This is a genomic window from Corynebacterium auriscanis (assembly GCF_030408435.1).
Classification (GTDB): domain Bacteria; phylum Actinomycetota; class Actinomycetes; order Mycobacteriales; family Mycobacteriaceae; genus Corynebacterium; species Corynebacterium auriscanis.
Window position 1 is genome coordinate 2,472,433 of the sequence record NZ_CP047046.1, and the last position, 23,279, is coordinate 2,495,711.

The 23,279-nt window shown below is 59.1% G+C and carries 20 protein-coding genes and 1 tRNA gene; 7 read left to right on the plus strand and 14 right to left on the minus strand.

Translation table 11 applies throughout. The features are described from left to right. Window positions 1-43: 43 nt before the first annotated feature. The gene (gene nadA / locus CAURIC_RS10505) at window positions 44-1,231 is read left to right on the plus strand and encodes a quinolinate synthase NadA (protein WP_290182776.1); all 1,188 of its coding nucleotides are present in this window, start codon (window positions 44-46) and stop codon (window positions 1,229-1,231) included. 3 nt (window positions 1,232-1,234) lie between these two features. Then, window positions 1,235-2,323 (plus strand): nicotinate-nucleotide diphosphorylase, encoded by a 1,089-nt coding sequence (locus tag CAURIC_RS10510; protein WP_035115226.1) that lies wholly within the window; start codon window positions 1,235-1,237, stop codon window positions 2,321-2,323. 92 nt (window positions 2,324-2,415) lie between these two features. On the opposite strand, the gene CAURIC_RS10515 is transcribed toward CAURIC_RS10510, so the two are convergent. The 5 genes from CAURIC_RS10515 to CAURIC_RS10535 all read right to left on the minus strand — a co-directional run bounded on the left by CAURIC_RS10515 (window position 2,416) and on the right by CAURIC_RS10535 (window position 6,558). Next, window positions 2,416-2,679: a Txe/YoeB family addiction module toxin gene (locus CAURIC_RS10515; RefSeq protein WP_035115228.1), complete on the minus strand. Its 264-nt coding sequence runs from the start codon at window positions 2,677-2,679 to the stop codon at window positions 2,416-2,418. A 2-nt stretch (window positions 2,680-2,681) separates the two neighbouring features. After that, window positions 2,682-2,936 (minus strand): type II toxin-antitoxin system Phd/YefM family antitoxin, encoded by a 255-nt coding sequence (locus tag CAURIC_RS10520; protein ID WP_035115230.1) that lies wholly within the window; start codon window positions 2,934-2,936, stop codon window positions 2,682-2,684. A gap of 36 nt (window positions 2,937-2,972) precedes the next feature. Continuing rightward, window positions 2,973-3,137, minus strand: coding sequence for a hypothetical protein (locus tag CAURIC_RS10525; RefSeq protein WP_156963508.1), 165 nt, complete (start codon window positions 3,135-3,137; stop codon window positions 2,973-2,975). Between the two features lie 42 nt (window positions 3,138-3,179). After that, the gene (locus CAURIC_RS10530) at window positions 3,180-4,478 is read right to left on the minus strand and encodes a metallophosphoesterase family protein (RefSeq protein WP_035115232.1); all 1,299 of its coding nucleotides are present in this window, start codon (window positions 4,476-4,478) and stop codon (window positions 3,180-3,182) included. A 937-nt stretch (window positions 4,479-5,415) separates the two neighbouring features. After that, entirely contained in the window at window positions 5,416-6,558 is a 1,143-nt protein-coding gene (locus CAURIC_RS10535; protein WP_083284316.1) for a glutamyl-Q tRNA(Asp) synthetase, read from the minus strand. Between the two features lie 776 nt (window positions 6,559-7,334). Between CAURIC_RS10535 and tgt the strand changes: the two genes are divergently transcribed. The 3 genes from tgt (at window position 7,335) to CAURIC_RS10550 (ending at window position 11,427) form a co-directional block, all read left to right on the plus strand. After that, window positions 7,335-8,717 carry a tRNA guanosine(34) transglycosylase Tgt gene (gene tgt, locus CAURIC_RS10540; protein WP_084588219.1) on the plus strand — a complete coding sequence of 461 codons (1,383 nt, stop codon included), beginning with the start codon at window positions 7,335-7,337 and terminating at the stop codon, window positions 8,715-8,717. Between the two features lie 67 nt (window positions 8,718-8,784). Then, the gene (locus CAURIC_RS10545) at window positions 8,785-10,200 is read left to right on the plus strand and encodes a glycoside hydrolase family 1 protein (RefSeq protein WP_084588220.1); all 1,416 of its coding nucleotides are present in this window, start codon (window positions 8,785-8,787) and stop codon (window positions 10,198-10,200) included. Between the two features lie 243 nt (window positions 10,201-10,443). After that, the gene (locus CAURIC_RS10550) at window positions 10,444-11,427 is read left to right on the plus strand and encodes an MFS transporter (protein ID WP_290182782.1); all 984 of its coding nucleotides are present in this window, start codon (window positions 10,444-10,446) and stop codon (window positions 11,425-11,427) included. A gap of 265 nt (window positions 11,428-11,692) precedes the next feature. On the opposite strand, the gene CAURIC_RS10555 is transcribed toward CAURIC_RS10550, so the two are convergent. Further along, window positions 11,693-14,398, minus strand: a complete 2,706-nt coding sequence (locus tag CAURIC_RS10555) for an MMPL family transporter (protein ID WP_290182784.1) — start codon at window positions 14,396-14,398, stop codon at window positions 11,693-11,695. Between the two features lie 275 nt (window positions 14,399-14,673). Between CAURIC_RS10555 and CAURIC_RS10560 the strand changes: the two genes are divergently transcribed. Beyond that, a complete protein-coding gene (locus tag CAURIC_RS10560; protein ID WP_235700859.1) occupies window positions 14,674-15,657 on the plus strand; it encodes a TIGR00730 family Rossman fold protein in 984 nt (327 codons plus the stop codon). 273 nt (window positions 15,658-15,930) lie between these two features. Here the strand turns inward: CAURIC_RS10560 and CAURIC_RS10565 are convergent, their stop codons facing one another. From CAURIC_RS10565 to CAURIC_RS10585, 5 genes are all read right to left on the minus strand, one after another. Beyond that, window positions 15,931-17,505 (minus strand): lipase family protein, encoded by a 1,575-nt coding sequence (locus CAURIC_RS10565; protein ID WP_035116381.1) that lies wholly within the window; start codon window positions 17,503-17,505, stop codon window positions 15,931-15,933. A gap of 457 nt (window positions 17,506-17,962) precedes the next feature. Further along, window positions 17,963-18,052, minus strand: a tRNA-Ser gene (locus CAURIC_RS10570). Window positions 18,053-18,260: 208 nt separating this feature from the next. Further along, complete coding sequence (locus CAURIC_RS10575; RefSeq protein WP_265915031.1) at window positions 18,261-18,419, minus strand: hypothetical protein; 159 nt, start codon at window positions 18,417-18,419, stop codon at window positions 18,261-18,263. Between the two features lie 657 nt (window positions 18,420-19,076). Further along, a complete protein-coding gene (locus CAURIC_RS10580; RefSeq protein ID WP_265915030.1) occupies window positions 19,077-19,589 on the minus strand; it encodes a nucleoside deaminase in 513 nt (170 codons plus the stop codon). A gap of 89 nt (window positions 19,590-19,678) precedes the next feature. Next, window positions 19,679-20,176 (minus strand): tRNA adenosine deaminase-associated protein, encoded by a 498-nt coding sequence (locus CAURIC_RS10585; RefSeq protein ID WP_035116042.1) that lies wholly within the window; start codon window positions 20,174-20,176, stop codon window positions 19,679-19,681. A gap of 47 nt (window positions 20,177-20,223) precedes the next feature. On the opposite strand from CAURIC_RS10585, the gene CAURIC_RS10590 reads away from it, so the two are divergent. Next, window positions 20,224-21,282 (plus strand): prephenate dehydrogenase, encoded by a 1,059-nt coding sequence (locus CAURIC_RS10590; protein WP_052095209.1) that lies wholly within the window; start codon window positions 20,224-20,226, stop codon window positions 21,280-21,282. A 255-nt stretch (window positions 21,283-21,537) separates the two neighbouring features. Here the strand turns inward: CAURIC_RS10590 and CAURIC_RS11065 are convergent, their stop codons facing one another. From CAURIC_RS11065 to CAURIC_RS10600, 3 genes are read right to left on the minus strand one after another with little or no spacing between them, the layout of a single operon-like run. Then, a complete protein-coding gene (locus CAURIC_RS11065; RefSeq protein ID WP_084588262.1) occupies window positions 21,538-21,723 on the minus strand; it encodes a DUF4411 family protein in 186 nt (61 codons plus the stop codon). Beyond that, window positions 21,689-22,030, minus strand: coding sequence for a DUF4411 family protein (locus CAURIC_RS10595; RefSeq protein WP_035116048.1), 342 nt, complete (start codon window positions 22,028-22,030; stop codon window positions 21,689-21,691). The genes CAURIC_RS11065 and CAURIC_RS10595 overlap by 35 nt, the downstream gene beginning before the upstream one ends. A gap of 1 nt (window position 22,031) precedes the next feature. Then, window positions 22,032-23,168 (minus strand): ImmA/IrrE family metallo-endopeptidase, encoded by a 1,137-nt coding sequence (locus CAURIC_RS10600; RefSeq protein ID WP_035116050.1) that lies wholly within the window; start codon window positions 23,166-23,168, stop codon window positions 22,032-22,034. Window positions 23,169-23,279: the final 111 nt, after the last annotated feature.

A 23,279-nucleotide genomic window follows, 5' to 3' on the forward strand; every position in this document is an offset into this window, starting at 1 on the left:
CACGTAGACCTCAACGCAGGATCTTGTGAAAGGACGTGTACCAATGACGAATTCCCCCCTCCCGCAGTTAAAATCTGCCCTTTTGCCCAAAGTGAAACGGGAACAGGGAGTATGGGGAGGCGTCGAGGCAAACGAAGAATGGGCCGCAGAGATCAAGCGCTTGAAGGAAGCGCGGAACGCCGTGATCCTGGCCCACAACTACCAAATCCCGGAGATCCAAGACATCGCGGATTTCACGGGGGATTCGCTGGCGCTATCGCGTAAGGCCGCGGAGACGGATGCGGACGTGATCGTGTTCTGCGGTGTGCACTTCATGGCCGAAAGCGCGAAGATCCTCTCCCCCAACAAGACCGTGCTGATTCCCGATGAGGAAGCCGGATGCTCGCTGGCGGACTCCATCAGCGCCGATGAACTGCGCGAATGGAAGGCGGAACACCCAGAGGCTGTGGTGGTCAGCTACGTCAACACCACCGCCGATGTGAAGGCGCTGACGGACATCTGCTGCACGTCCTCCAATGCCGTCGATGTGGTGGAATCCATCGATCCTGATAAAGAAGTCCTGTTCTGCCCCGATCAATTCCTGGGTGCCCACGTGCAACGCGAAACGGGCCGCGACAACATCCGTGTGTGGGCTGGGGAATGCCACGTGCACGCGGGCATCAACGGCGCCGAACTGGCCGAACAAGCCAAGGCCAACCCCGATGCTGACCTATACATTCACCCGGAATGCGGATGCGCGAACTCCGCCATTTACCTCGCCGGCGAAGGCACAATTGAAAAAGAACGCGTGCACATGCTGTCCACCGGCGGGATGCTAGATATGGCGAAAGCGGAAGGAACCGCTGGTTTGGACGGGCAGGCCGGAAGCACTGGAGGGACTCGCGATACGGGCGCAACCGAAGCGGTGGAAGGCGGTGCCAACGGCTCTGGTGGGCATAATGGCACAGCCGTCACTACCGCGCCGCGCGCGTCGCGTACGTCCCGCAAAGTACTGGTCGCGACCGAAATCGGCATGCTCCACCAGCTGCGCCAAGCCGCGCCAGAGGTGGACTTCCAACCGATCAACGACCGCGCATCCTGCGTGTACATGAAGATGATCACCCCGGCAGCGCTACTGCGATGCCTTGCCGACGGGATGGATGAAGTTGATGTTCCGGCAGAGGTCGCCTCGAAAGCGCGCGCCTCGCTAGAAGCCATGATTGCCATCGGCAACCCGGGAAGTGGTGAATAATTCATGGCTGCAATTCGGCCTCTCAACGAAAACAACACTCGCGGCCTGATCCGCGCCGCACTACGCGAAGATCTGGCCTACGGTCCAGACATCACCACACTTGCCACCGTAGATGCCCAAGAGATTTCCGAAGCGCGTTTCCTCACCCGCGAAAACGGTGTGGTCGCTGCACTGGAAATCATCGGCTGGGTCTTCGACGTCCTGTTGGAAAACGAGCCCACCTCCGAAGCCGAGGTGGCCGCGCGTGCCGAAACCAGCCCAGAGAGTTCCGCCGCTGAGCGCGCCCTCGCCCGCGAAGCCGCCGGTGTGCGCATCAACCTGCTGGTCAACGATGGTGACCGCGTCCTTCCAGGGCAGGCCATCGCCAAGGTACAGGCGCCGACCCGCCTGCTGCTGACCGCGGAACGCACCATGTTGAATCTGCTCACGCACGCTTGTGGCGTCGCTACAGAAACCCGCCGATGGGTGGATACGGTGGCGGGCACCGGAGCCGAAATCCGTGACACCCGGAAGACCTTGCCCGGCATGCGCGGACTGCAGAAGTACGCTGTTCGCGCAGCTGGGGGCACCAATCACCGCATGGGGTTGGGGGATGCCGCGATGATCAAGGACAACCACGTGGCCGCGGCTGCGCGCCGAATTGGCGGGGCAACGGAACGGGGGAAAACGGCCGGGAAGAGTGTGGCGGCTGGAAGGTCTGCCGTGGCCGAGGTGAACGGCGCGACCGGTACCAACTCCGCGGCAGATGCCACCGCCGGCGTAATCGAGGCCCTGCGTGCCATTCGTGCCGATGCACCGCACGTAACCTGCGAGGTGGAGGTCGATACTCTCGACCAGCTCGACGCGCTATTAGCCCTCCCCCAGCCGCCGGAATTGATCTTGCTGGATAACTTCAGCGTGGGTGGAACTATCGAAGCGGTTCGACGCCGCGATGCCGCCCTCCAAGGCCGAGACACCGTAGTCAAGCTGGAATCCTCTGGCGGATTGACGCTGGATGTGGCCCGGAGTTACGCGGAAACCGGAGTGGATTATTTGGCGGTGGGCGCATTGACCCACTCTGTCCGCGCGCTCGATATTGGTCTGGATTACTAGCCCCACCGGGCGAGGGGGTAGTCCGGCAGCGAGTTTAGCGGTTGCGGACAGAGCAGTCGGTTACGAATGCGACCCCCGCGGATCCAACGGGGTCATTTTCCGTAGTGGTAGCGGCAACTAGCAATTCGGACTTCGTCATTTAACAATTTGTAAATCAACCGATGCTCGTCAGTAATCCGGCGGGACCAGTAACCGGAGAACCCATGTTTTAGAGCTTCTGGTTTGCCGATGCCTTCGTTACCATTTCGGGTGATATCGCGAATGAGGGTATTGATTCTCTTTAACGTTCGCCTATCTTCCCGCTGCCACCATAGATAATCTTCCCAAGCGGACTCATCCCAGACCAGACGGGCCATCTTTAGTCCTCGATCAAACCGTGTTCAGAACCACCCGAGTTTTCCAAACGATCGATCGAATCCAGCAAACGCCGGGCGTTGGCTGGCGAACGCAGCAAATAAGCCGTTTCGCGCAGTGATTCGTAATCCTCTAACGAAACAATCACCACCGGTTCATGGCCGGCCCGCGTAACGATTGTTTCCTCCCGATTATTCACCACGTCGTCCAGCACCTGCGCATAGTTCGCGCGCGATTCAGTGTAACTAATTGTTTTCACAGCGCACCTCCTGTACGGAAAACCGTACAGAGGGCGTTAGCCGAGGTCAAGTCCGGGGTTCTCATTGGACCTGCCTTTGACGGTTACGCCCACACGGGCAGGCAGCTGGGGTAGTTCGGCAGCTTGGGTTAGCTCGGCCGTCCGGGTTAGCTCGGCAGCTGGGCGCAGTCCACCTGGTTCGCTAACGGCAATGGCGGTCACGCCCACACGGGCAGGTAGCTGGGGGTAGTTCCGCAGCCCGGGTTAGCTCGGCAACTTCACGTAGTCCGGCAGCGCTTCCGGCTTCGCGATGGGCAGCTTCTTCGGTTGCATGTCGAGGCCCAGATCCTTCGCGAAGATCAGTCGAGTGGATTCGTAAATCTTCTCGGAATTCTCATTCAGCTCGAACACGCGGGCGCCACGGAGAGTGTGCTGCTGCCACGTTCCATCGTGCAACCCATAAGGCGCGAACCCTGTGCCTGGGCAGTAACCCAGTTCAACACCAAAGTAATCACCCTTGTAGCTATTAATGTGGTCGTGCCCGCAGTAGATTCCCAGCACATCGCCGCGGTCGCGGACCGCGCCATAGATACCGGAGTTGAACGAGCCGTAGTACACATCCTCGTTCTTCACACCATCGATGTTGAACGTGGACTTCGCCTTAATGTGGTTGACCTCGAGATGCTTGGCTGGGCCGCCGTACCACATATCGCGGTGCTCATAGGTGGGGATATGGAAGTACATTAAGCTCGGAATTCTCGCCCCGTAACGCTGTTCCGCTGCCTTCGACGCATTGACGTACCATTCCACCTGAGCTGGTCGGATGTAATCGTAGTGTGGAATATCATCGTTCTTCTGCACCGGATCCGCTTCCGGCAAGTAATTGCCCGAATCCAGTAGCCAGATGCCGAATGTGGCGCGAGCCTGGTCCTTAGCGGAGGCGATGAGCAGGTGGGCGTCGGAATGACCAAAAGGCCGATCAGGTGCAACGGGATTCAAGTTGTGCTTGTACTGGCGAACGAAGTCGGCCATGTGGTGCTCGTAGACACCGGTGTTCGCGTCCTCGACGGAATCTTCATCGTGGTTGCCGAAAGTGATCGCCCACGGGATGCCGCGGGTTTCCATGGGGAGGACCACGTTGTTGATCGCCTCGTAGACCTGGCGGGGGTTCTGGGGGCCATCGGTGATGACATCGCCGTTAATGAGCGCGAAGTTTGGCTTTTCCTGGTCGAGAACCTTGCCCATGAATTCGATGGTGCGGCGGTCGGTGAGATGATCGTCCTGCGTGTCATTGAATTGAACAATCTTGAAGCGGCCATCGGGCTGGAAACGCAGCGGGAGTTGGGCTGGTGTGCCGCTCTCGCCGGGGTTGGCACTGTGGCCTGGCGTGGATGAGCCGAGGCCAGAGCCCATACTGGACCGCATGCTTGAGCCCAGTGCAGACTGTGCTTGAGCTGCGCCGAGGATGCCAGTGGCCGCAGCGGTTGCTGCCAGTGCGGAGCTACCTCCCAAGACTGCGCGGCGACTGACCTTGCGGGCGGGCGTGGGGTTTTCTTGCGACACGGGAGGGGTTCCTCTCCTGGGTGCTAAACATTGGATTGGTGGACAATCGGAGAGGATAGGGGTTGGAGGTTACTGCGATGTTAACGCGGACCTAAATGCTTGGAGGAGCTGTGCTGGGCGGGACGGCGTTGCAATGGGTGTGGCGCGGGGCGGCGGTGCGGGGTGGTGCGGCGCGGCGGTGCGGGGTGGTGCGGTGCGGCGGTGCGCACGACCCTAGGCAGAACTTGCATGGCCATTATCAGGCTCTTTAGCTTCGTTCCCGATGCCCTTGCCGCCGAACCAACTCAGGCTCCAAACCAAGCCGCGGAATCGCACCCTGACCCCTTATCCCCTGGTTTTCCCAAAACCTTTTCGTTTCAAGCCCTGATCAGATGGGCCTCATATTTCTTCATCGACTGGCCCTCGGGCAGCAAGCGTGCACGGAAGGGGGGTCGGGTGTCCGGCCCCGATAAAACGGCGACGAGCCGTGTTGAACTCTAGGCCAAAGGGCCACTCGAAAGATTCTTCCGCGGAACTGAAATAACCTTAGCGTGTGGCCTGTGATTCAAGCCATGTATGGAGACTGTCCCGTCACCTTAAAAGCACGCATTTCAACAGCGCAACCGATTGATCCAGACCTCTATTTCGACCGCTTTCGACAAACAGAATTATCTTGAGGGTTCGTCTGGACAGGTAGGGTTCGCATGGACAGGCAGGAGCTACCACTCAGATGTTTCCGCATCATTGTGGGAGATAAATGACGTCAATTGCTTTCACATGTACGATTCGCAATTGCTCTGCACACGTATAAGTATGCGATTACTAGAATGGATCGTCGATGGAAGCATCTGAAGGATGACCGAATCCCCTGTCGAATGCTTTCGACCCGGGATTGCTGGGAATATTCTGGATTCCGAATGGTGGCGGATTCCCCTCGAAAGTGCTTGGCAAATCTCCGTCACGAAGACGCACTAGGAGGCCGGTTAATACCGCTCCACTGCACCGGTTCCCGCGAGAGCTTCTCCGGATCAAACGTGGCCAACGCCCTAGCGAGGACCTCATGTGCGCGGTTCGGCGGGAAACTTGGCGCCCCCGTGCCCACTTCACGCGCCAGCTCGCACACCGCCTGCCGCGCTCCCGCGCCCACAGCATCCCCCAGCGAATCCAGAATCCACCCCAGCGCCGCCGCCGGCGACTCCACCTCGCGCAAGGTCACCGCCCCATCCCGCTTCGCCAGCCTTCTGCCCTCCGGCCCCAAAACCAGCGGGACGTGCACATACTCCACCGGTTCTAACCCCAGCAGATGCGCCACATACGCCTGCCGCGGCGCTGAGCTCAGCAGGTCATCCCCGCGCACGACCTGCCGCACGCCCGACAGGGCATCGTCTACCACCACCGCTAAGTTGTACGCGTAATCATTCGCGTGTCCACCCGCGCCATCATCGCCCTCTTCGTCCGGCGCGCAACCCGGCAGCACGTTGCCACCGCGGCGCAGGACCATGTCATCAACTTCGTCGCGGTACACCCCATCCGTGGCCTGTGCGGAAAAAAGCTCTGCCACCTGCCACGAGTCCACATCGGACGCCAACCGCAAAGCCGGCACCCGCCCTCGTGCACGTAGCTGGTCGCGGGCAGCGGTGCGCTGAGCGCTGCTCAACGAGCGACACGTCCCGGGGTATACTCCCGGCCTCACATGCGGCGCACGGCTAGCCTCCTGGATATCCTTACGCGAGCAATAGCATTCATACACCAGTCCGGCGGCCTGCAGTTTTCCCAGCGCAGCCGCGTAGTGGTTGAGGTTTTCTTGCTGGCTCGCCACCGGGCCGTCGTGGTCTATTCCCAACGACGCCAAGTCTTCCAACTGCCGCGCCGCCGACGTGGGGGAGGATCGCTGCGCGTCGATGTCATCAATGCGCATACGGAAGGCAAGGCCGGCGTGACGTGCGAAAAGCCATGCCAGCACCGCTGTGCGCAAATTGCCCAGGTGCAAGTCCCCGCTAGGGGACGGCGCGTACCGACCGGCGGGGCTGGCAGGAGTTTCGTCCCCGCCTGCAGCAGAAACATTCGGGTCGATGCCCGGGCGAGAGTCCGATGAGGTCATGACTTGCATTCTAGGGTTTCCCTGCACGCGCTACCCGCCCCCTCCGCGTTTCCCCTTCAATCTCCCCGCTCTCCTACTCCCTAACCTCTTCCACCCCGCGCTCCACGTCGAAAAAGCAGAACGAAACGCACCCCCAACAGCGCACCTTCCCACCCCTACCGCCCAACCCTGTACCGCACAACCCCGCAAAGCAGAACGAAACGACACGACAAACCGCGACATCACGCATCTCATTCTGCTTCTCCACACCAACCCCCCACCACCCCACGCTCCACGTCGAAAAAACAGAACCACACGCACCCCCAACCCCGCACCTTCCCACCCCTACCGCCCAACCCTGTACCGCACAACCCCGCAAAGCAGAACGAAACGACACCTCAAACCACAACATCGCGCATCCCATTCTGCTTCTTTACGAGGAGGGAGGGAAGAAAAGAAAGGGCGCGTTGGAGGGGAGGAAGAGAGGGAGCCATTGGAGAGAGGAATGGAAGAATGAGGAGCCGTTGGAGAGAGAGGAGGAAGAATAAGGAGCCATTGGAGAGAGAGGAGGAAGAATAAGGAGCCATTGGAGAGAGAGGAGGAAGAATAAGGAGCCATTGGAGAGAAGAATGGAAGAAAAGGAGCCGTTGGCGTGTTGGAACGAGTAAATGAGGGGAGAAAGGGACAAAGGGAAAGAAGGAGGGAAAGTGCAGTCGTAGGAACGATCGCACGGATCGGGATCTGTTCCGCGACACGCCAACCCTAGCCTCGCGCGCGACCGACTAAACTCATGCTCCATGACTGCGCAATCCCACGCCAAGGGCACCAACGGCTCCCGCACCAATGTCAAAGCCTCCGACACCACCTTCACCCTCGGCCACGAGCTCGGGGAGATCTCGGATCCCTCCTCCGCCACGCCCGCAGGCACCAAAGGCGCAGTTCACGGGCGCACGGGCGTGATCCACACCCCGCACGGCGATATCGAAACCCCCGCGTTCATCCCGGTGGCAACCAAGGCAACGGTGAAAACGCTCACGCCGGATCAGATCCGCGAGACCGGTGCGCAGGCCATCCTCTCGAATGCCTACCACCTATATCTGCAGCCAGGCCCCGACATTGTGGATGAAGCGGGCGGGGTCTCCGCTTTTGAAAACTGGCACGGGCCCACGTACACCGATTCGGGAGGTTTCCAGGTGATGAGCTTGGGCGTCGGATTCAAAAAGGTGCTGGCGATGGACACGGTGGGCCTAACGGAAAAGGACATCCGCGCCAAGAACAAGGACCGCATGGCGCACGTCGATGAAGACGGCGTGGATTTCCGCAGCGTGATCGATGGATCGAAGCACCGCTTCACCCCGGAAGTCAGCATGCAGATCCAGCACCAACTGGGCGCGGACATCATTTTCGCGTTCGACGAGCTGACCACCCTGGTGGATACGCGCCAGTACCAAGAGCAATCCGTGGAGCGTACCCGCCGTTGGGCTCAGCGATGCCTGGACGAGCACGACCGCCTCACCAACCTTCGCACGCATCGGCCGTTGCAGTCGCTGTGGGGCGTGGTGCAGGGTGCGCAGTATGAAGATTTACGACGCCTCGCTGCCCGTGGCCTCGTGGAACTTTCGGAGCAGGCGGAAGCCGCTGGACGCCGAGGCTTTGGAGGATTCGGCATCGGTGGTGCGTTGGAGAAGGAAAACCTGGGCACGATTGTTGGATGGGTCTGCGATGAGCTTCCCAAGGAAAAGCCTCGGCACTTGCTGGGGATTTCGGAGCCCGATGACCTGTTCACCGCTATCGCTGCAGGTGCGGATACGTTTGATTGTGTTGCACCCACCAGGCTGGGCCGGCGCGGAGGTGTGTATACCTTAGACGGGCGGATGAATCTGACGGGCGCGCGGTTCAAGCGAGATTTCACGCCGGTAGATGCGGAGGTCGGCGGGTACGTATCCGAGAATTACACCCGCGCATACATTCACCATCTGCTGAAGGCTAAGGAGTTTTTGGCGGGCACGCTGTGCACGATGCACAATCTACACTTCATGATCCAGCTGGTGGACAATATACGCGAGGCGATGAAGGAAGGCCGCTTTGAGGAGTACCGCACGGAATTCATGAGCCGCTACTACGGGCCCGATTGGGCGGATCGAGTAGTGCCCACGAATTTCATTGACGGGGTTCGCTAGGCACAGCATTGCAGCGCTTTTTGGAAATTGATCCAAAGGTTTTTGCTGAAAAACTACACTGACCTTCATGAGTCAGCTTTCTCACCCCATTGGTTTTTCAATTGGTACGGCCAGCGCGGCATTGCAGATCGAAGGATCCTTGCCCGCCAACAATTGGTCGCGCTGGGCGGATCAGGGGCATGTACTAGACGGAACATCGCCCGATGTCACGACCGACCATTGGAACCGGTGGCGGGAAGACAACCGGCTCATGGAGGAGCTCAGTCTTCAGATTGCCCGTATCTCCGTGGAATGGGCTCGGATTGAACCGCGGCGAGGCGAGTTCGATTTCGTCGCTCTGGACCGATATGCCGCCGAAATTGCCGACCTCAAGGAACGGGGAATCGCCCCGTTAGTGACGTTGCACCACTTCGGGCATCCCCTGTGGTTCGAGGATTTGGGGGCCTTCACCCGTGAGGAAAACGTCAGTCTCTTTCTGCGCTATGTGCGCACGGTCATTCAACATCTCGGTGATGTAGTTGATGACTGGGTGACAATCAACGAACCCAATGTGTTCGCCACGCAGGCATACCTGTTCCGTGAATCCCCGCCCGGGAAAACCAGCTGGCCAGCGCTGCTACGCACGTTGCGGAACATGGCGGTGGCGCACATTCGGGCATACCAATTGATCCATGAAGCATTGGATAGCCCGCAACGGCAGATCAAGGTGGCGTTTGCACATCACGTACGCGTTTTTGCACCACTTAATCCAAAGAATCCCCTCCACCGGGTTTTCACTACTTTCAACGAATGGGCTTTCAACCGCGTGGTCGAAAAAGCATTCCTCACCGGGGCGTTTTCGCCCCTGTTGGGGAAGGCCCACACGACGATTAGCCCTGGCCATTACGCAGATGCCATTGGAATTAACTACTACTCACGCACCGCAGTCCGCGGCCCGTCCGACGGCACGTTTCCCGATGCAGACGTCAATGATTTGGGTTGGGAGGTGTATCCGCAAGGCTTGGTGGATGTCTCGCGCCGTTTAAGCAGCACCTATCAACTACCGATCTGGATCACCGAAAATGGGACCGCCGATAACGGATCGGGCGAACCCTCGAGTGAAAGGTTTCGCTGCCGGTTCCTGCTTGACCACCTAACGGCTTTATCGGACGCGCATGCCCAGGGAGTTCCTATCGAACGCTATTACCACTGGTGTTTCATTGATAACTGGGAGTGGACCGAGGGGATGGCCCAGCGGTTCGGCATCGTAGGAATGGAACCGGGAACACTGAACCGCGTGGTCAAGCCCAGTGGATACATGCTGCGGGACATCATCAAATCCGGTGGCATTACCCGGCATATCAGGGAGCAATACACAGAGCCCGGCGGTTACCTGCAGGGTGTGAGACTCAGCCAGCCGGGCTTTCAACCACGGAATCGCCGACCGTGGAATCGCGTGGCGGACGGCGAGCGGCGAACCAAAACAGGCCGAACCGATGAGTGAAGTAATCCCAGAAAACGTCACCCGCAATTGGATGACTCGGTACGGCTTAGCCTATTTCGGATCGTGCGTGGGATGGGCTGCCCCTTCCCAATTGCTGCTTGGCAACCAATTGATGGTTCTGCGACCGGATGACAAAGAAACAGCACTTTCGGTTCTCATGATGCTCGGCGGAGCAGTGATGGTTGTCACCAGCCTCATCACGGGCACGTTGAGTGACCGAACCCGGTCTCGATGGGCCGGCGCATGCCGTGGATCCTGGCCGGTTCAGCCCTGTGCGCATTGTGCTTGGTCATCGCCCCTTTTGCCCCAAGTTATTCCCTTTTGCTGCTCATGTGGGCTGTGTTCCAGATGAGCATGGCCTTTGTCACTAATAACCTGCTCACCGTCGGTCCCGATGTAGCTCCCCCAAAGCAATACGGAACGATTTCGGGAGTGTTGGGCGCGACCTACACGCTGGGTCTTGTGATGGGAACTGTCATTGCGTCTGCACTGGATCTCCGCTCAGCGTATTTGGCTACCGCCTTAGTATTAGTTGCAACCACGCTCCAAATGATTTTCGGCTCCGGATTGAGAGTTATTCTGCGCGCAGAGCAGCAGGCGCTGAGCAGCAGAATGCTCCCGGAATCAACCCCATCGAATCCCTCCGCCAATCCGCGCACCCATTCATACCGCGACTATTGGTGGGTATTCGCTTCCCGCTTTGTTATTCACATCGGCAATTACACAGCCCTGTTCTACCTTCTGTATTACTTAGCGGATCATATCGGCATCGATGATCCAGATACCGGAGTGATGATCCTCACCGTCATTTACGCCGCATGCACCGTGGTGACCAGCCTCATCGGGGGTTCCCTTTCGGATCGACTGGGCAGGCGCAAGGTATTCGTGATTGTGAGCTCCTGGGCAATTGCCGCCGCAACGTTGCTCATGGCATTTGCGCACCACATGATCACGGTCGTTTTCGCGGCAGTAATCCTCGGCTTGGCCTGGGGAGTGTTCACGTCTGTGGACCAAGCCCTCATCAACGAATCCCTCCCTAGCGAGTACAACCGCTCGCGGGACATTTCCATCATGACTCTCACGGTCGGCATCACGAATATGGTCGCGGGAGGCATAGCGGCGCTGGCCCTGCACAACCTCGGTGGTTACCCCGGGTTGTACGGACTGTGCGCCGTGGTGAGTTTCGTCGGATCGTTGCTGGTCATCCCGGTGCGTAGTTCGTCATAGAGGCGGCCGCGCTGGTGGCGGTTTCTCCGCCGCCCAAATTCGGACGCGATGGCCTGCTCCCTCCACCCCAGCTCGCCCCCAGCCACTCCACCTCGGCCGCCAGCCACCCCGGCTCGGCCGCCAGCCACTCCACCTCGGCCGCCAGCCACTCCACCTCGGCCGCCAGCCACTCCACCTCGGCCGCCAGCCACCCCGGCTTCTTACTTAACTTCCCACTAACCTCCTACTGTGGGAAGTTAAGTAGGAAGCTTGTGGGAAGTTCCAATCAGGACCCGCGCCTCGCCCCCACTGCGTCATCGCCCATCTGGTGAATCTCGCCAGAGTTGAATGCCGCTTCCAGCTTCTCGCCCTCCACATCAAACGTGGGAAGAATCTTGTCCAACCACTTGGGCATGTACCAGGTCCACCGTCCGTGGAGAATCATCAGCGCAGGGATGGCGGTCATGCGGATAAAGAAGGCGTCGAATAAAACTCCGGCGCCGAGTGCGAAACCGAAAATCTGGATGAACGGCAAGGGCTGGAACACAAAGCTGGCAAACACACCAATCATGATCAACGCGGCGGCGGTAACTACGCGCGCACCCAGGCCGAAGCCGAAGATCACCGAATCCTCGGTGGGGGTGTAGGGGGAATTGTGGGCTGTGCGCTTCGATTCGTGAATGAACCTCTCACGCATGCGAGAGACTATAAACACCTGGTAGTCCATCGCAAGCCCAAAGGTTACCCCGATCAGGAAGATTGGCATGAAACTGATCAAGGGCCCCGGTGAATCCCACAACCCCCACAGACCCTTTTGCCACACTAATACTGTGACGCCGAAAGCCGCACCGACACTGAGCAGGAATCCGGCAGCGGCCATGATGGGTACGAGGAGACTGCGGAAGACCATGAGCAGGAGCAGCAGCGCCAAACCCACCACTAGGCCGAGGTAGATCGGCATCGCATCCTCCAGCTTGTCTGTCACATCCTGCTGGATCGGAGTGAATCCGGTGATGCCCATGTCGGCGCCGGTGGCGGCCTCGATCAACGTCTGCTGGGAACGCAGTCCGTGGATCAGTTGCACAGTGCGCTCGTCGATCGGTCCGCCGTTGGGCGTGACGAGGATCTGCGCGGTAGTGCCGTCAGGGGATTGGCCCACCAGCTGAGCGTGCTTAACGTCCGCATTATTGCTCAGCTCGGATACCGCATAAATGAACGCGGCCGAGCGGGCGGCTTGGAGGCGGTTATTGTGCGACTTGCCCTGGTCCTCGCTGCTCTGCTGTCTATCTTGGCCCTGGCCTTGCGCGCCCCGCTGCGCATCCTGTTGGCCCTGGCCCCCACTACGTTGCTGGCTCTGTTGCCCCTGCGCGCCCTGCTGCAATTGCGCCTGCACATAGGGCTTCAGCGCCTCCGCGTTCTCGTTGACATTCGTGGCGTTTACCAGCACCAGGAACGGCGCATTGCGACCAGCCCCAAAACCCTCGGCAGTGAGCTCCGCAGCCTTGCGCTGCGTACTATCCACGTTCGAGGTCGAATCCGAAGGCAACGACAGCTGCAGATCCATCGCCGGCGTGGTCAGCGCAGCCAGACACGCCATCACCAACGCCAACATCAGTCCAGGCACCCGGTGAACCAGTTTCACCCACTTCATGCTCAACCCCTCGCGCTCAGCGCTGTCTGGCGCCCCAGCTCGGCGCGCGGCCCCGGTGCTCTCTACTGTCCTAGCTCGGTGCGGGGCCTCAGCACCGTCCGTAGCCCCAGCTCGGCGCGCCGCCCCGGCGCTCTCTGCTACCTCGGTTCCACCGGTAGCCCCGTCGCCACCCCGTTCCGCGTTACCGCTATCAGCCAGCGCAACCCCAGCCCGCGCGGCGTCCTTCTTAAAGAGCCGCCCCGCAAAGATCCCCACCAGGGCCGGCAGAAGAGTTAGCGCCACCAACACCGCAATGAAGACGAACGCGGCGGCCGAGTAGCCCATGTACGCCAAAAATGGAATGCCGGCCAAGCGCAGGCCGAGCAGCGCAATGACAACGGTCAGCCCCGCGAACACCACTGCAGAACCAGCGGTCCCGGTTGCCAGGCCGATGGCGTCCGGTTTGGACCGTCCCCGCTTCAACTCATCACGATAACGAGACATGATGAACAGTGCATAGTCGATCCCCACGGCCAGGCCGATCATCACGCCCAGCGTGGGCGTCATGGAATTCAACGGACCAAACGCGGTGGCCCCCACCGTCAGCAGGGCGCCAATGCCCACCCCGATCACCGCGGTAATCAACGGCAACCCGGCAGCAATAAGGGATCCAAAGGTAATGAACAAGATGATGAGAGCCACGATCACACCCGCGATCTCACTGATGGGCTCAACCGCGATGGGATCCCCAAAACCGGGCCCACCGACCTCAGCGGTCAACCCAGCATCACGGGATTTCGCAATCGCGTCGTACACCGCATCGCGATCTTCCTCCGTGACGTCCGCAGGCAGCGGCACATCAAAGCTGAAAGTGGCAATACCCGTGCGCCCATCGGCGGACCAGGTGCGCAGATTATCGGCATCGGCCCGCGCGGTCTGCTCGGGTAAACCCTGCGCGGTCAACTGCTTGACCAGCTCTTTCTCCAACCCAGCGTTCATCGTGACGGGGTTGTGGAACCGCATGGTATCGCCCAGCTGCGGCACGTGATCCTTGACGTGCTGGACGGTTTCGTCCATAGCTTTCATGTACTGCGGTTCGTCCAGTTTATGGCCCTCGGGCGCCTGGAACACCACGTTGACATCCGCAGCGGCTGCCGGGTTCTTCGTCCCCGGGAATTTCTCCATGAGCGTTTCGGTGGCATGCGTTGTGGGCACGTCACTGATCTCGAAAAGGTCGTTAAACCCCTTCTGGAACGTCAAGGCACTACCGGCGACGGCAGCCAAGGTCACGAGCCAGAAGATAAGAACCATCCACTTATGGAGGAACGACCAGCGGCCAGTATGAAAGAGGAATTTAGCCACGGAAAGCCTTGTCCTTTACTGGGAATTGTTGGTGTGCAATAGTGCGGTGAACGTGGTGGTTTTTATCCACCCTCACTGAACGTAATGACGTGTCCTCAACCATAGTGGCCATCTCCGACAGTGCCGAAATAGTTGAGTAAGCTTCGGGCTGCAGGCTCGCAACACGGGCTTACAACGAGGACCTCGGGCAGAGGCCTTCAGAACAAGCTTCGAACGCGAGCATGCAGCACCAGCTTCCACACAAGCATGGACGAAAGGTAGGGCAAGTAGTAATCGTGGCTGCGAACGTAATCAAGGTATGCGCGGTGGTCGTTCAGGATCCAGAGGGCCGACTTCTGTGCGTACGTAAAAAGGGTTCGCAGTTCTTCATGCAGCCCGGCGGCAAACCCGAGGTCGGGGAAACCAGCCAACACACCATCATCCGCGAGGTCAGGGAAGAGCTTGGCGTCGAAATAAAAGAAAACAGCCTGCAGTTCCTTGGCGTGCATTCCGCCCAAGCCGCCAACGAGAACGGCTTCACCGTCCAGGCCACGCTCTTTTCCCACCCTTATACCCAGGCGTTCGCCAGCATCACCACTGGTCGGGCCGAAATTGCTGAGGTTGCTTGGTTATCTTTAGACGACGCCACCCAGCGCCCCCACGTCATCGCTCCCCTGATGCGGGAGCGCATTCTGCCCGCGATCGCCCGGCGGATTAATTCCGTGGCAGTGTTTACGGGAGCTCGTCCCGGGGTGGACGAAAGGTACATGAGCATGGCCCGCGATTTCGGACGCGCACTAGGGAAGCAGGGGTTAACCCTTGTTTACGGTGGCGGCAAAGTCGGACTGATGGGAGCGGTCGCCGACGGTGCGCTGGCAGTGGGCGGGCACGTGGTTGGTGTGATTCCGCAACACCTCGTCGATGGCGAGATCGCCCACCCCGGACTCACTCAGTTACATGTGGTGCACTCGATGCACGAGCGCAAGGGGCTCATGGCAGAGCTGGCCGATGCGTTTGTGGCGCTTCCCGGCGGCACTGGCACGCTGGATGAGGTTTTTGATGTGTGGACCGGACAACAGTTAGGGATCCATCACAAACCCATCGCATTGTGTGGCGCGGAGTTCTGGCAACCGCTGGTGGAGAGCTTGGCCGGAATGTCCACGGAAGGGTTCATCCGGCAAACCGATATTGATTCGCTGATCGTCACCGATGGTGCCGAGGAGACGATCGCGATCTGCGAAAGGTGGCAGGCGCCGAAGCCGCGCTGGTCGGATCGGTGAGCTGCAGCAACCGTCCCAGCACGATGTAACGGCCGAGCCAGAATCCCCCCACGGCTAGACCAACGAACCACAGCAACCGCCCCAGCACGATGCAACGGCCAAGCCAGCATCCCCCACGGCTAGACCAACGAACCACAGCAACCGCCCCAGCACGATGCAACGGCCGAGCCAGAATCCCCCACGGCTAGACCAACGAACCACAGCAACCGCCCCAGCACGATGCAACGGCCAAGCCAGCATCCCCCGTTACCGTCGTGCTGTCGCAGCTCTTGCCTAGATATTCAGTTGGTCACGAATCCCTGCAACGCCACCAGGTTGCGGTTGCGGCGCCTTAGGATTGTGAGGGGCCGGCTTGACTGGGGTCAGCGCCTCCAAGCTATTGCCACGCGGGATGTGCCCGCAGCTGGACGGAGCGGGGCGCCCGTTGAACCGATCCATGAGCCAGGTCGTGGCTTCTGGGTACCAAAGCGCGAAAGCACTGGTGTGCGGAAGGATTTCGTACTCACGGTACAGCACGGGGTTACCCGCCTTGCAGTACTTATCCGCGATAGAGCGAACGTCGCCGGTCACCATTACTCCGTCGCCCTTTCCGATTCCCTTTGGTCCGGGCATGGTGCCATCCATGAAGCCACCATTGGTTTGGCCGATCATGAATGGGACGTCCGGATTCGGTCCGAGGTTCATGTTCACCTTATTCAGGACGTCAACGAGCCCCGGAACGGACCGTGGGTCCTTGTACTCCGGCCTGAACATAGATTCGTAGGTCACGCCACCGAACTGCGCGTGGACTTCGAATAGGGAGGCGTTGCGCAACTTGGTCATGATCCGCTTGCCGTATGGGGAGAGGTAAGGATCTAGGTCCAAATCGTATGCCCTCGCCAGACCAACCACCGCCATGGGAAGCACACCTGCCCACAGCGGGCTGCCGTTGATGTATTTCACATCGTGGATGGGGTTGACGAGTGTGCCGCCGGTAGCTGCGCCGACGAGGTTGTCATTGATATCCGGCGCGTACTGGGGTGCCAGTTGTGCTGCCCAGTTCGTAGCGATCGCACCGCCAGAGTATCCCAACAGCCCGACCTTGGCCTTCGTGCCAAGGCGCAACTTCTTGGAATTCAGGGCTGCCCGGATTCCATCAAGCGTGATCTGGCCGTATTCTGGGCCCGCAGCAAAGTCAGCGGTTTGGCCTTCGATATCGGGGATCGCAACGGAGTATCCCTGCGCCAAATATGGGATTAGAACAGCGGTTTCCATTCCACTGGAGAACGTGCCCAGTGCGAAGTCTCCTTCGATCGCGCGGGATGGGGAATGCTCGGGATTCAGCGAATCGTACACCGAATGGTAACTAACCAGCCTGCCGTTTGGCTTGCCGGTAGGCTTCACCACGGAGGTCACCCCAACGCTTGGCCGGCCTTGTGCATCCGTTGTACGGTAGCGAATCTGCACCACGCTGACTGGGAATTGCAGGCCCAATGCATGGTAGGAAATAGTACGCTGCCCCAAGATATCCCCTGGTTTGAATGCGGAGAGATCACGGGACTCGTGGTAGAAAGCAGTATTCGATTGGCGAATGGATGCCCCGCCCAAGGGGGCGCCAGCCATGGGGCCCTCGTAGCGAAGCCCGCTTTGGGTTTGTTGGTTCGGTGGGATAGGTATGATCTGCGATGGCTTCGGATCGCTTTCCACCTTCACGTGAGGCGGGGTGGTGGATCCGGAGCTAGATGCGGGAGCCGCATTCGCGGCGGGCATGGTTCCGTCGAGTACCGCTCCAGCGGGGAACGCAGAGGGAATCACAACTCCCGCTGTAGCGGTGGCCGCTGCGAGTGCGGTTGAAAGGAGCCTTTTCATGGTGCTCTCCTTTGTGGCGTTTCAGCGTTGAACAATGAGGGGTGTTGAGAGGCCACAACAATCGAAGCGATCAACCTCCGATTATCTGACCTTGAACTGAGATTAACGCCTCTATCCGGTGATATACAGGCGTTCCTAACGTTCTCCTGGCACCAGATTTTTTGTTGAACAACTGCGCCCCTGCTCACACGGCTTAAATATATTCCACCGGGGGTGGGGGCAGCCCACCCCCGTCCGGCCGCGGATTTAACCAAGGCCCCGTTTGACTGGACCCCGTTTAGCCGAGCCCCTTTAACTGAGCCCCCCCCCGTTTAACTGGCCTCCCCCGTTTAGCCAAGCCCCCCCCGGTTAACTGAGCCCCTTTAACTGGCCCCCGTTTAACTGAGCCCCCACAGAAACAACGAAAAAGAAGCCCCAAGACATCTTCCATAAGGAACAATGTCTTGAGACTTCGCAATGGCGGTGGCGGGGGGATTTGAACCCCCGGTTGCTATTACACAACACTCGCTTTCGAGGCGAGCACCTTCGGCCGCTCGGACACGCCACCATCGGATTACGCAAACCACATGCGGTAGAAACTTGTGCCTCACACCAAGTCTAGGTTTGCAAACCTCGATCAAGAATAACACCGGCTTGCCGACGCACGAAAAACGGGTCCGCATCACACTGCATGCGAACCCGACTCCAAAATGTTTGCGCTGATCCGCCCCTGTACCGCCGCGACAATCCCCAGCCAGGAGCGCAAACTAATGCGCTTAGTTTTCGTCCTCACCTAGAACGCGGTCCAGCCCTTTATCCAAGCCCTGCTTGGCCTTGTCAGCCTTGCCCTCATCTAGCTTGCTATCAATAATCTTGCTGCCTTGCTCTTCAATCTTGTCGCGGTTGTTACCTGCCAGGTCCTTAGCCTTATCCATGAAACCCATTGTGATTCTCCTTCTATGCTTGCTCTGCACGCCAACCGGTCGCGGCTTCCGCTACACCGGCTGGCGATCCTTTATGTATAACGATCCGCGGTCGAACCTGAGAATGCACTCAGCGTTCCACCCACGCCTTCCACGCTAGTGATATTGCCCGTACCTCGCAGCACGCTCGCCGGCACCCTCAACAAAACACATCCGGCTATAGGTTTTTAAAACAATCCCGAATCAGCGGCTCGTATTCACCACAGCCCCGGAGGTCGCAGCAGCCTAGCACCCTGCCCCCGAACGGCGTGGGGTCATAGCACCCTGCCCCCGAACGGCGAAGGTTACGGCCCCACCCCACCGGATCGCCACCCGCCCCACGCACTCGTTCACACAATGTGCAGCAGAACTCTGACAAAATCACGCGTTTTTGTTGGACTTCTGCTGCACATTCCTTCTTCAGCGGGGAGAATACCAGCACTGAAACGTCCGAGAAAGCTCTCGACATCAATATGTTCGAGAAAGCCCCCAGCACCGTCCCACATCTCGGCCTAGCACCCTACCCCCTCCCAAACGGCGTGGGGTCGTAGCACACTCCACCTCGCAGCACGCTCGCCAGCGACCTCAAGATACACGTCCCGCAAAGTTGAGATCCTATGAAGAACACCCCTACCGAAGGTTTTCGAAGAACCCCCGCACCAGCGCTTCGCATTCGTCGCGGAGCACCCCGCCGAAAACTTCCGCCTTATGTAATGGCGCTTCCCGTGGTAAATCCCATACGCTTCCACAAGCCCCAGTTTTAGGTTCGCTGGCGCCGTACACAATCTTGCCGATACGTGCACCCAGCGCCGCTCCCGCGCACATCGCACACGGTTCCAGTGTCACCACCAGCGTGCACCGCTCTAAACGCCACGAATCTCCTAGCGCGTCCACGGCCGCCCGCAGCGCCGCCATCTCCGCATGCCCCGTAGGGTCCCGGTCAGCTTCGCGCCGGTTGGTCCCCACGCCAAGCTCCCGCCCATCGGGCCCGTAGACCACGGCTCCAACGGGAACGTCAGCGCGTGGCGTCGAGTAAGCAATTGAAAGAGCCCTACGCATCCAAGCCTCGTGCTGCACCTCAACCTGTGGCCTAGGCAACCCGCCGCCTACCCACGCCCCCGCTTCTGCATGGCGATCATTCACCACCGTGTACCTACTCCAATTCCAACCCGGCCGCTGTGCCAGTCAACTCAACCTGCCAACCCGGCCGCTCCAACCCCAACCCGGCCCGCCTACTCCAGTTCCAAACCAATCGCGTCCGCCAGCTCCTCGGCACAACCCAGCTCCTCGGCCACCCGCATGAGCTGCTCGGAGGCATAAAGATCCTCGTCATCAAAGATCACGCTAAGCAACTGCTCCGGCACCCCCAGGTCCTCCAGCAGATCAAAATCACCCTCAGGCCATGGCTCATCGCAGTTCTCGGCTTCATCCTCAGTAGGAGTATCCACATCGAGCTCATCCAAAATGTCCGTCGCCAAGTAGTAATCCAGCGCCGCCGTAGCATCCGAAATCAGCAACCGCACCCCACCCGGGACAGGCCGCACGACGGCGCACCAGTCGTCATCCATGCAGACGAATCCCAGCAGGGCGCCTTCAGCGCGGTTGGCACGCAGGTCTTTGACCAGATCGCGGAGGCTATCTAGGGCCTTTTCGGGCAGCTCCCGCACTTGCCATCCACCCTCGCCCGCAACGGCGACAGCGGCAAAGGTCAGCTCGGTTGTCTCACTCATGTCCCCAACGCTAGTCGTGTTGTGGGAAAATAGGGAGCGTGAGTGACATTAAGAGCCCCGAATCCCACCCCGTGAACCCCACGAGCATCGCCGCTGAGCCACGCACCCCCATCTGCGTGCTGGGGTTAGGCCTGATCGGTGGATCTCTGCTCCGCGACCTCGGCCGCCTGGAATGGCCGTGCTACGGGTGGAATCGTTCTGAAAAAACTGTGACCCGCGCCCGCCGCGATGGCTTTGATGTCTCGAATGACCTCACCGCGACGTTACAGCGCGCCGAACAGGACGGAGCTCTACTGGTTCTCGGCGTGCCAATGTTTGCTCTTTCTTCTTTACTCGACGCCATCAAGGTCCACGCCCCTCATTGTGGGTTTACGGACGTCACCAGTGTGAAGGAGGAGGTGCACGACCTGGTTGAAGAGCATGGTTTAACGTCGCGCTTCGTGGGTGGGCACCCCATGGCGGGTACCGCGAACTCGGGGTGGCCGGCCACCATGAGCCACCTATTCGAAGGCGCTGTGTGGGTGGTGACCTACGACAACGCGGTCGCCGGGGATGGCAAGGGTAAGGGTGCTAATGAGGCCGAGGAGCTGTGGCTGAACACGTGGGCTCGCGTGGTCACCATGGCTGAAGCCGTAGGCGCGGCGGTGGTTCCCGCGTTGGCGCGCCGGCACGACCGGGCGGTGGCCCGCGTTTCTCACCTTCCTCATGTACTCGCGGAGGCGCTGGCGATCGCAGGTGACAAGGGGGGTCCGCTGGCGCTGACCTTGGCGGCGTCGAGTTTCAGAGATGGCACCCGTGTGGCCGGCACGGAGCCAGCGCTGGTGCGGGCGATGTGTGAAAACAACCGCTCTTCTTTGGTGGTTGCGATTGATGAGACGCTGGAACTGCTGCAGCAAGCGCGCGAGCAGCTGGCGAACCCGGATGAGGACATGCGGGACCTGACGGAGGTCGGGCACGCGGCCCGTGGGCGCTTCGAGGCGCGGGCGGGGCGTAAGAAGGGTGAGGGCCCGAATCGGCCGATCATCCGTGTGCAACCGGGTGGCACAGGCTGGGTGTCGCAGCTGGAATCGGCGGAATCGATGGGTGCGCAGATCGGGATTTTCTAGCTCGCGCGGTGCTGCTTGCTGGGACTCTGGGGCCCTGGGTCGCTGCGCCCCTAGCTGGGCTGTGGCCGGGGTGATGCTAGCTGGGCTGTGGCCGGGGTGATGCTAGCTGGGCGCTATCCCGTCGGTTGATCTCCCCATGACTTCAGCATGAAAAACCCCGGCGGTAAAAACCGGCCGGGGTAGATCTCGTGCGCCCGGAGGGATTCGAACCCCCAACCTTCTGATCCGTAATCAGTCAGCGCCCAACAAATCTGATCAGAATGAAAGCTCCTTCACACTGAGAAATCCCAAAAAATCCAAGTACGGAACCGCGAAATGCGCAGCTGCATCAGGTAACTTCAAATTCGAGGTACTTTGAGGCGCAGATTTCTCGTCGGAGACAATGGTCGCACCACGAACCGCGCCACTAGCCACCAGCCACCAGCCATGAGTCTGCAGCATTAAGAAAACTGTCCACAGCTTTCTGCGTCAATTTTGGGGTTCTTTCAAACTGCGCCCACGCCGATACCTCGACATACTTTTCAACTTCAGACTGAATCGGTGCTAACACCCGGTCATCCGGAACATGTTTCGAAAACCATTCACTCTGCTCTGAAGACCAGGCGGTAAGCTCCCGTTTCACTTCCTTATGGAAATACAAATCACCACCCGGAATGAGGTCAGCGAACTCGTCCCATAAACTCCGAAAAATTGCAGGTGGATAGGTATTCCATGTACCAATCACAATATTGGAGTCAATTAGGTACATGTCAGACAACCTCATCCGCAAGCGCCATGACCTCTTGCAAGGTCTGCTTGTTTCCAATCCCCAAGAATTCTGCGGCAGCAGGTTCAGATAGATCACCAGCAAGCGCTGCTCCCGTGATGGTATTCAGAAATCTGCGCCCGACGCGTGAACGCACCAAAACAGGAAAGGGAGGCGCACCAACTGTTTGAGACGCTTGGGCTGCTTCCTCGCCCTTGAAAAGACCAACGGCGCGATCCGCATCTTTCTTCTGAACCAATTTCAGCTCTACGAGTCGCCAGAGCAGCGCTTCTCTACTGACCCCAAACCGAGTTGCTGTTGTTGAAAGTTGAACTACCAACTGATCGGAATCGAATTGAATACTCCTGACACTAGCCTCAGGAATTAGGAGAGCTGCAGCAAACTTATTACACCATCGCTCCACATGATTTCTTTTTCCTTGATCGCCTGACAGCCCTGGCGCTGCCATAGCAACGTGAGCTAGCTCATGAGCCAGACTGAACAGCTGAGCAGTCTTGCTATCTGATGTGTTTACAAAGACGAGTGCATATGGGCCTTCACGAAGGGTGAATCCTCGAAATTCATGGACGTCCAATCTCCGTGAGGTCGAATTCCCAACAATGGTATTCCGCATTACAAGCAGACCATGATCTTCCATACGATGGACTAGATCCCTGACCCTGTCAGGCCCTTCAGGGTGGCCTATCGAGTCCCATCCCAACGATTCTAGGACAACTTCTGCTGCTTTCTCAGGTGGGGTGGAGGGCGACACAACTCCGAGAATCGTGGGCGGTGCTATGCCAATCTCGGTCGCGTACTCGGCATACCAATCCAGACGCTGCTCAGCAGTTTGTATAACTTCACGCAGATCGGCGCCGATCGACTCAACGTTTGCATTGCGAACCGTTCGAAAGTCAGGGATCGTAAGCTCATCAGGAGTCGGGACTGGTAGAAGAAGCCGACCAAGTGGTAGGCGAACAGCTTTAGCAAGCGTCTTAGCTTGCGGAAGGGTGGGTTTCTTCGAACCAGACTGCCATTCCTTCAATTTAGGAAATCGTTTTTCAATCTCATTTTCACCTAGTCCAGAGCGCTCCAGCGCCCACTTCAGAACTTCAGGTTTTATCGTCACTTCGACTGTCACTTTGCTCGCCTCCTTTCTAACCAGAACTATATCCCTTCAACAAGACAAGCTCACCAGCATTTCAACGCTGATTCTTATCCCCACCAGCTGCATCTGTATCTGATTCAAGAC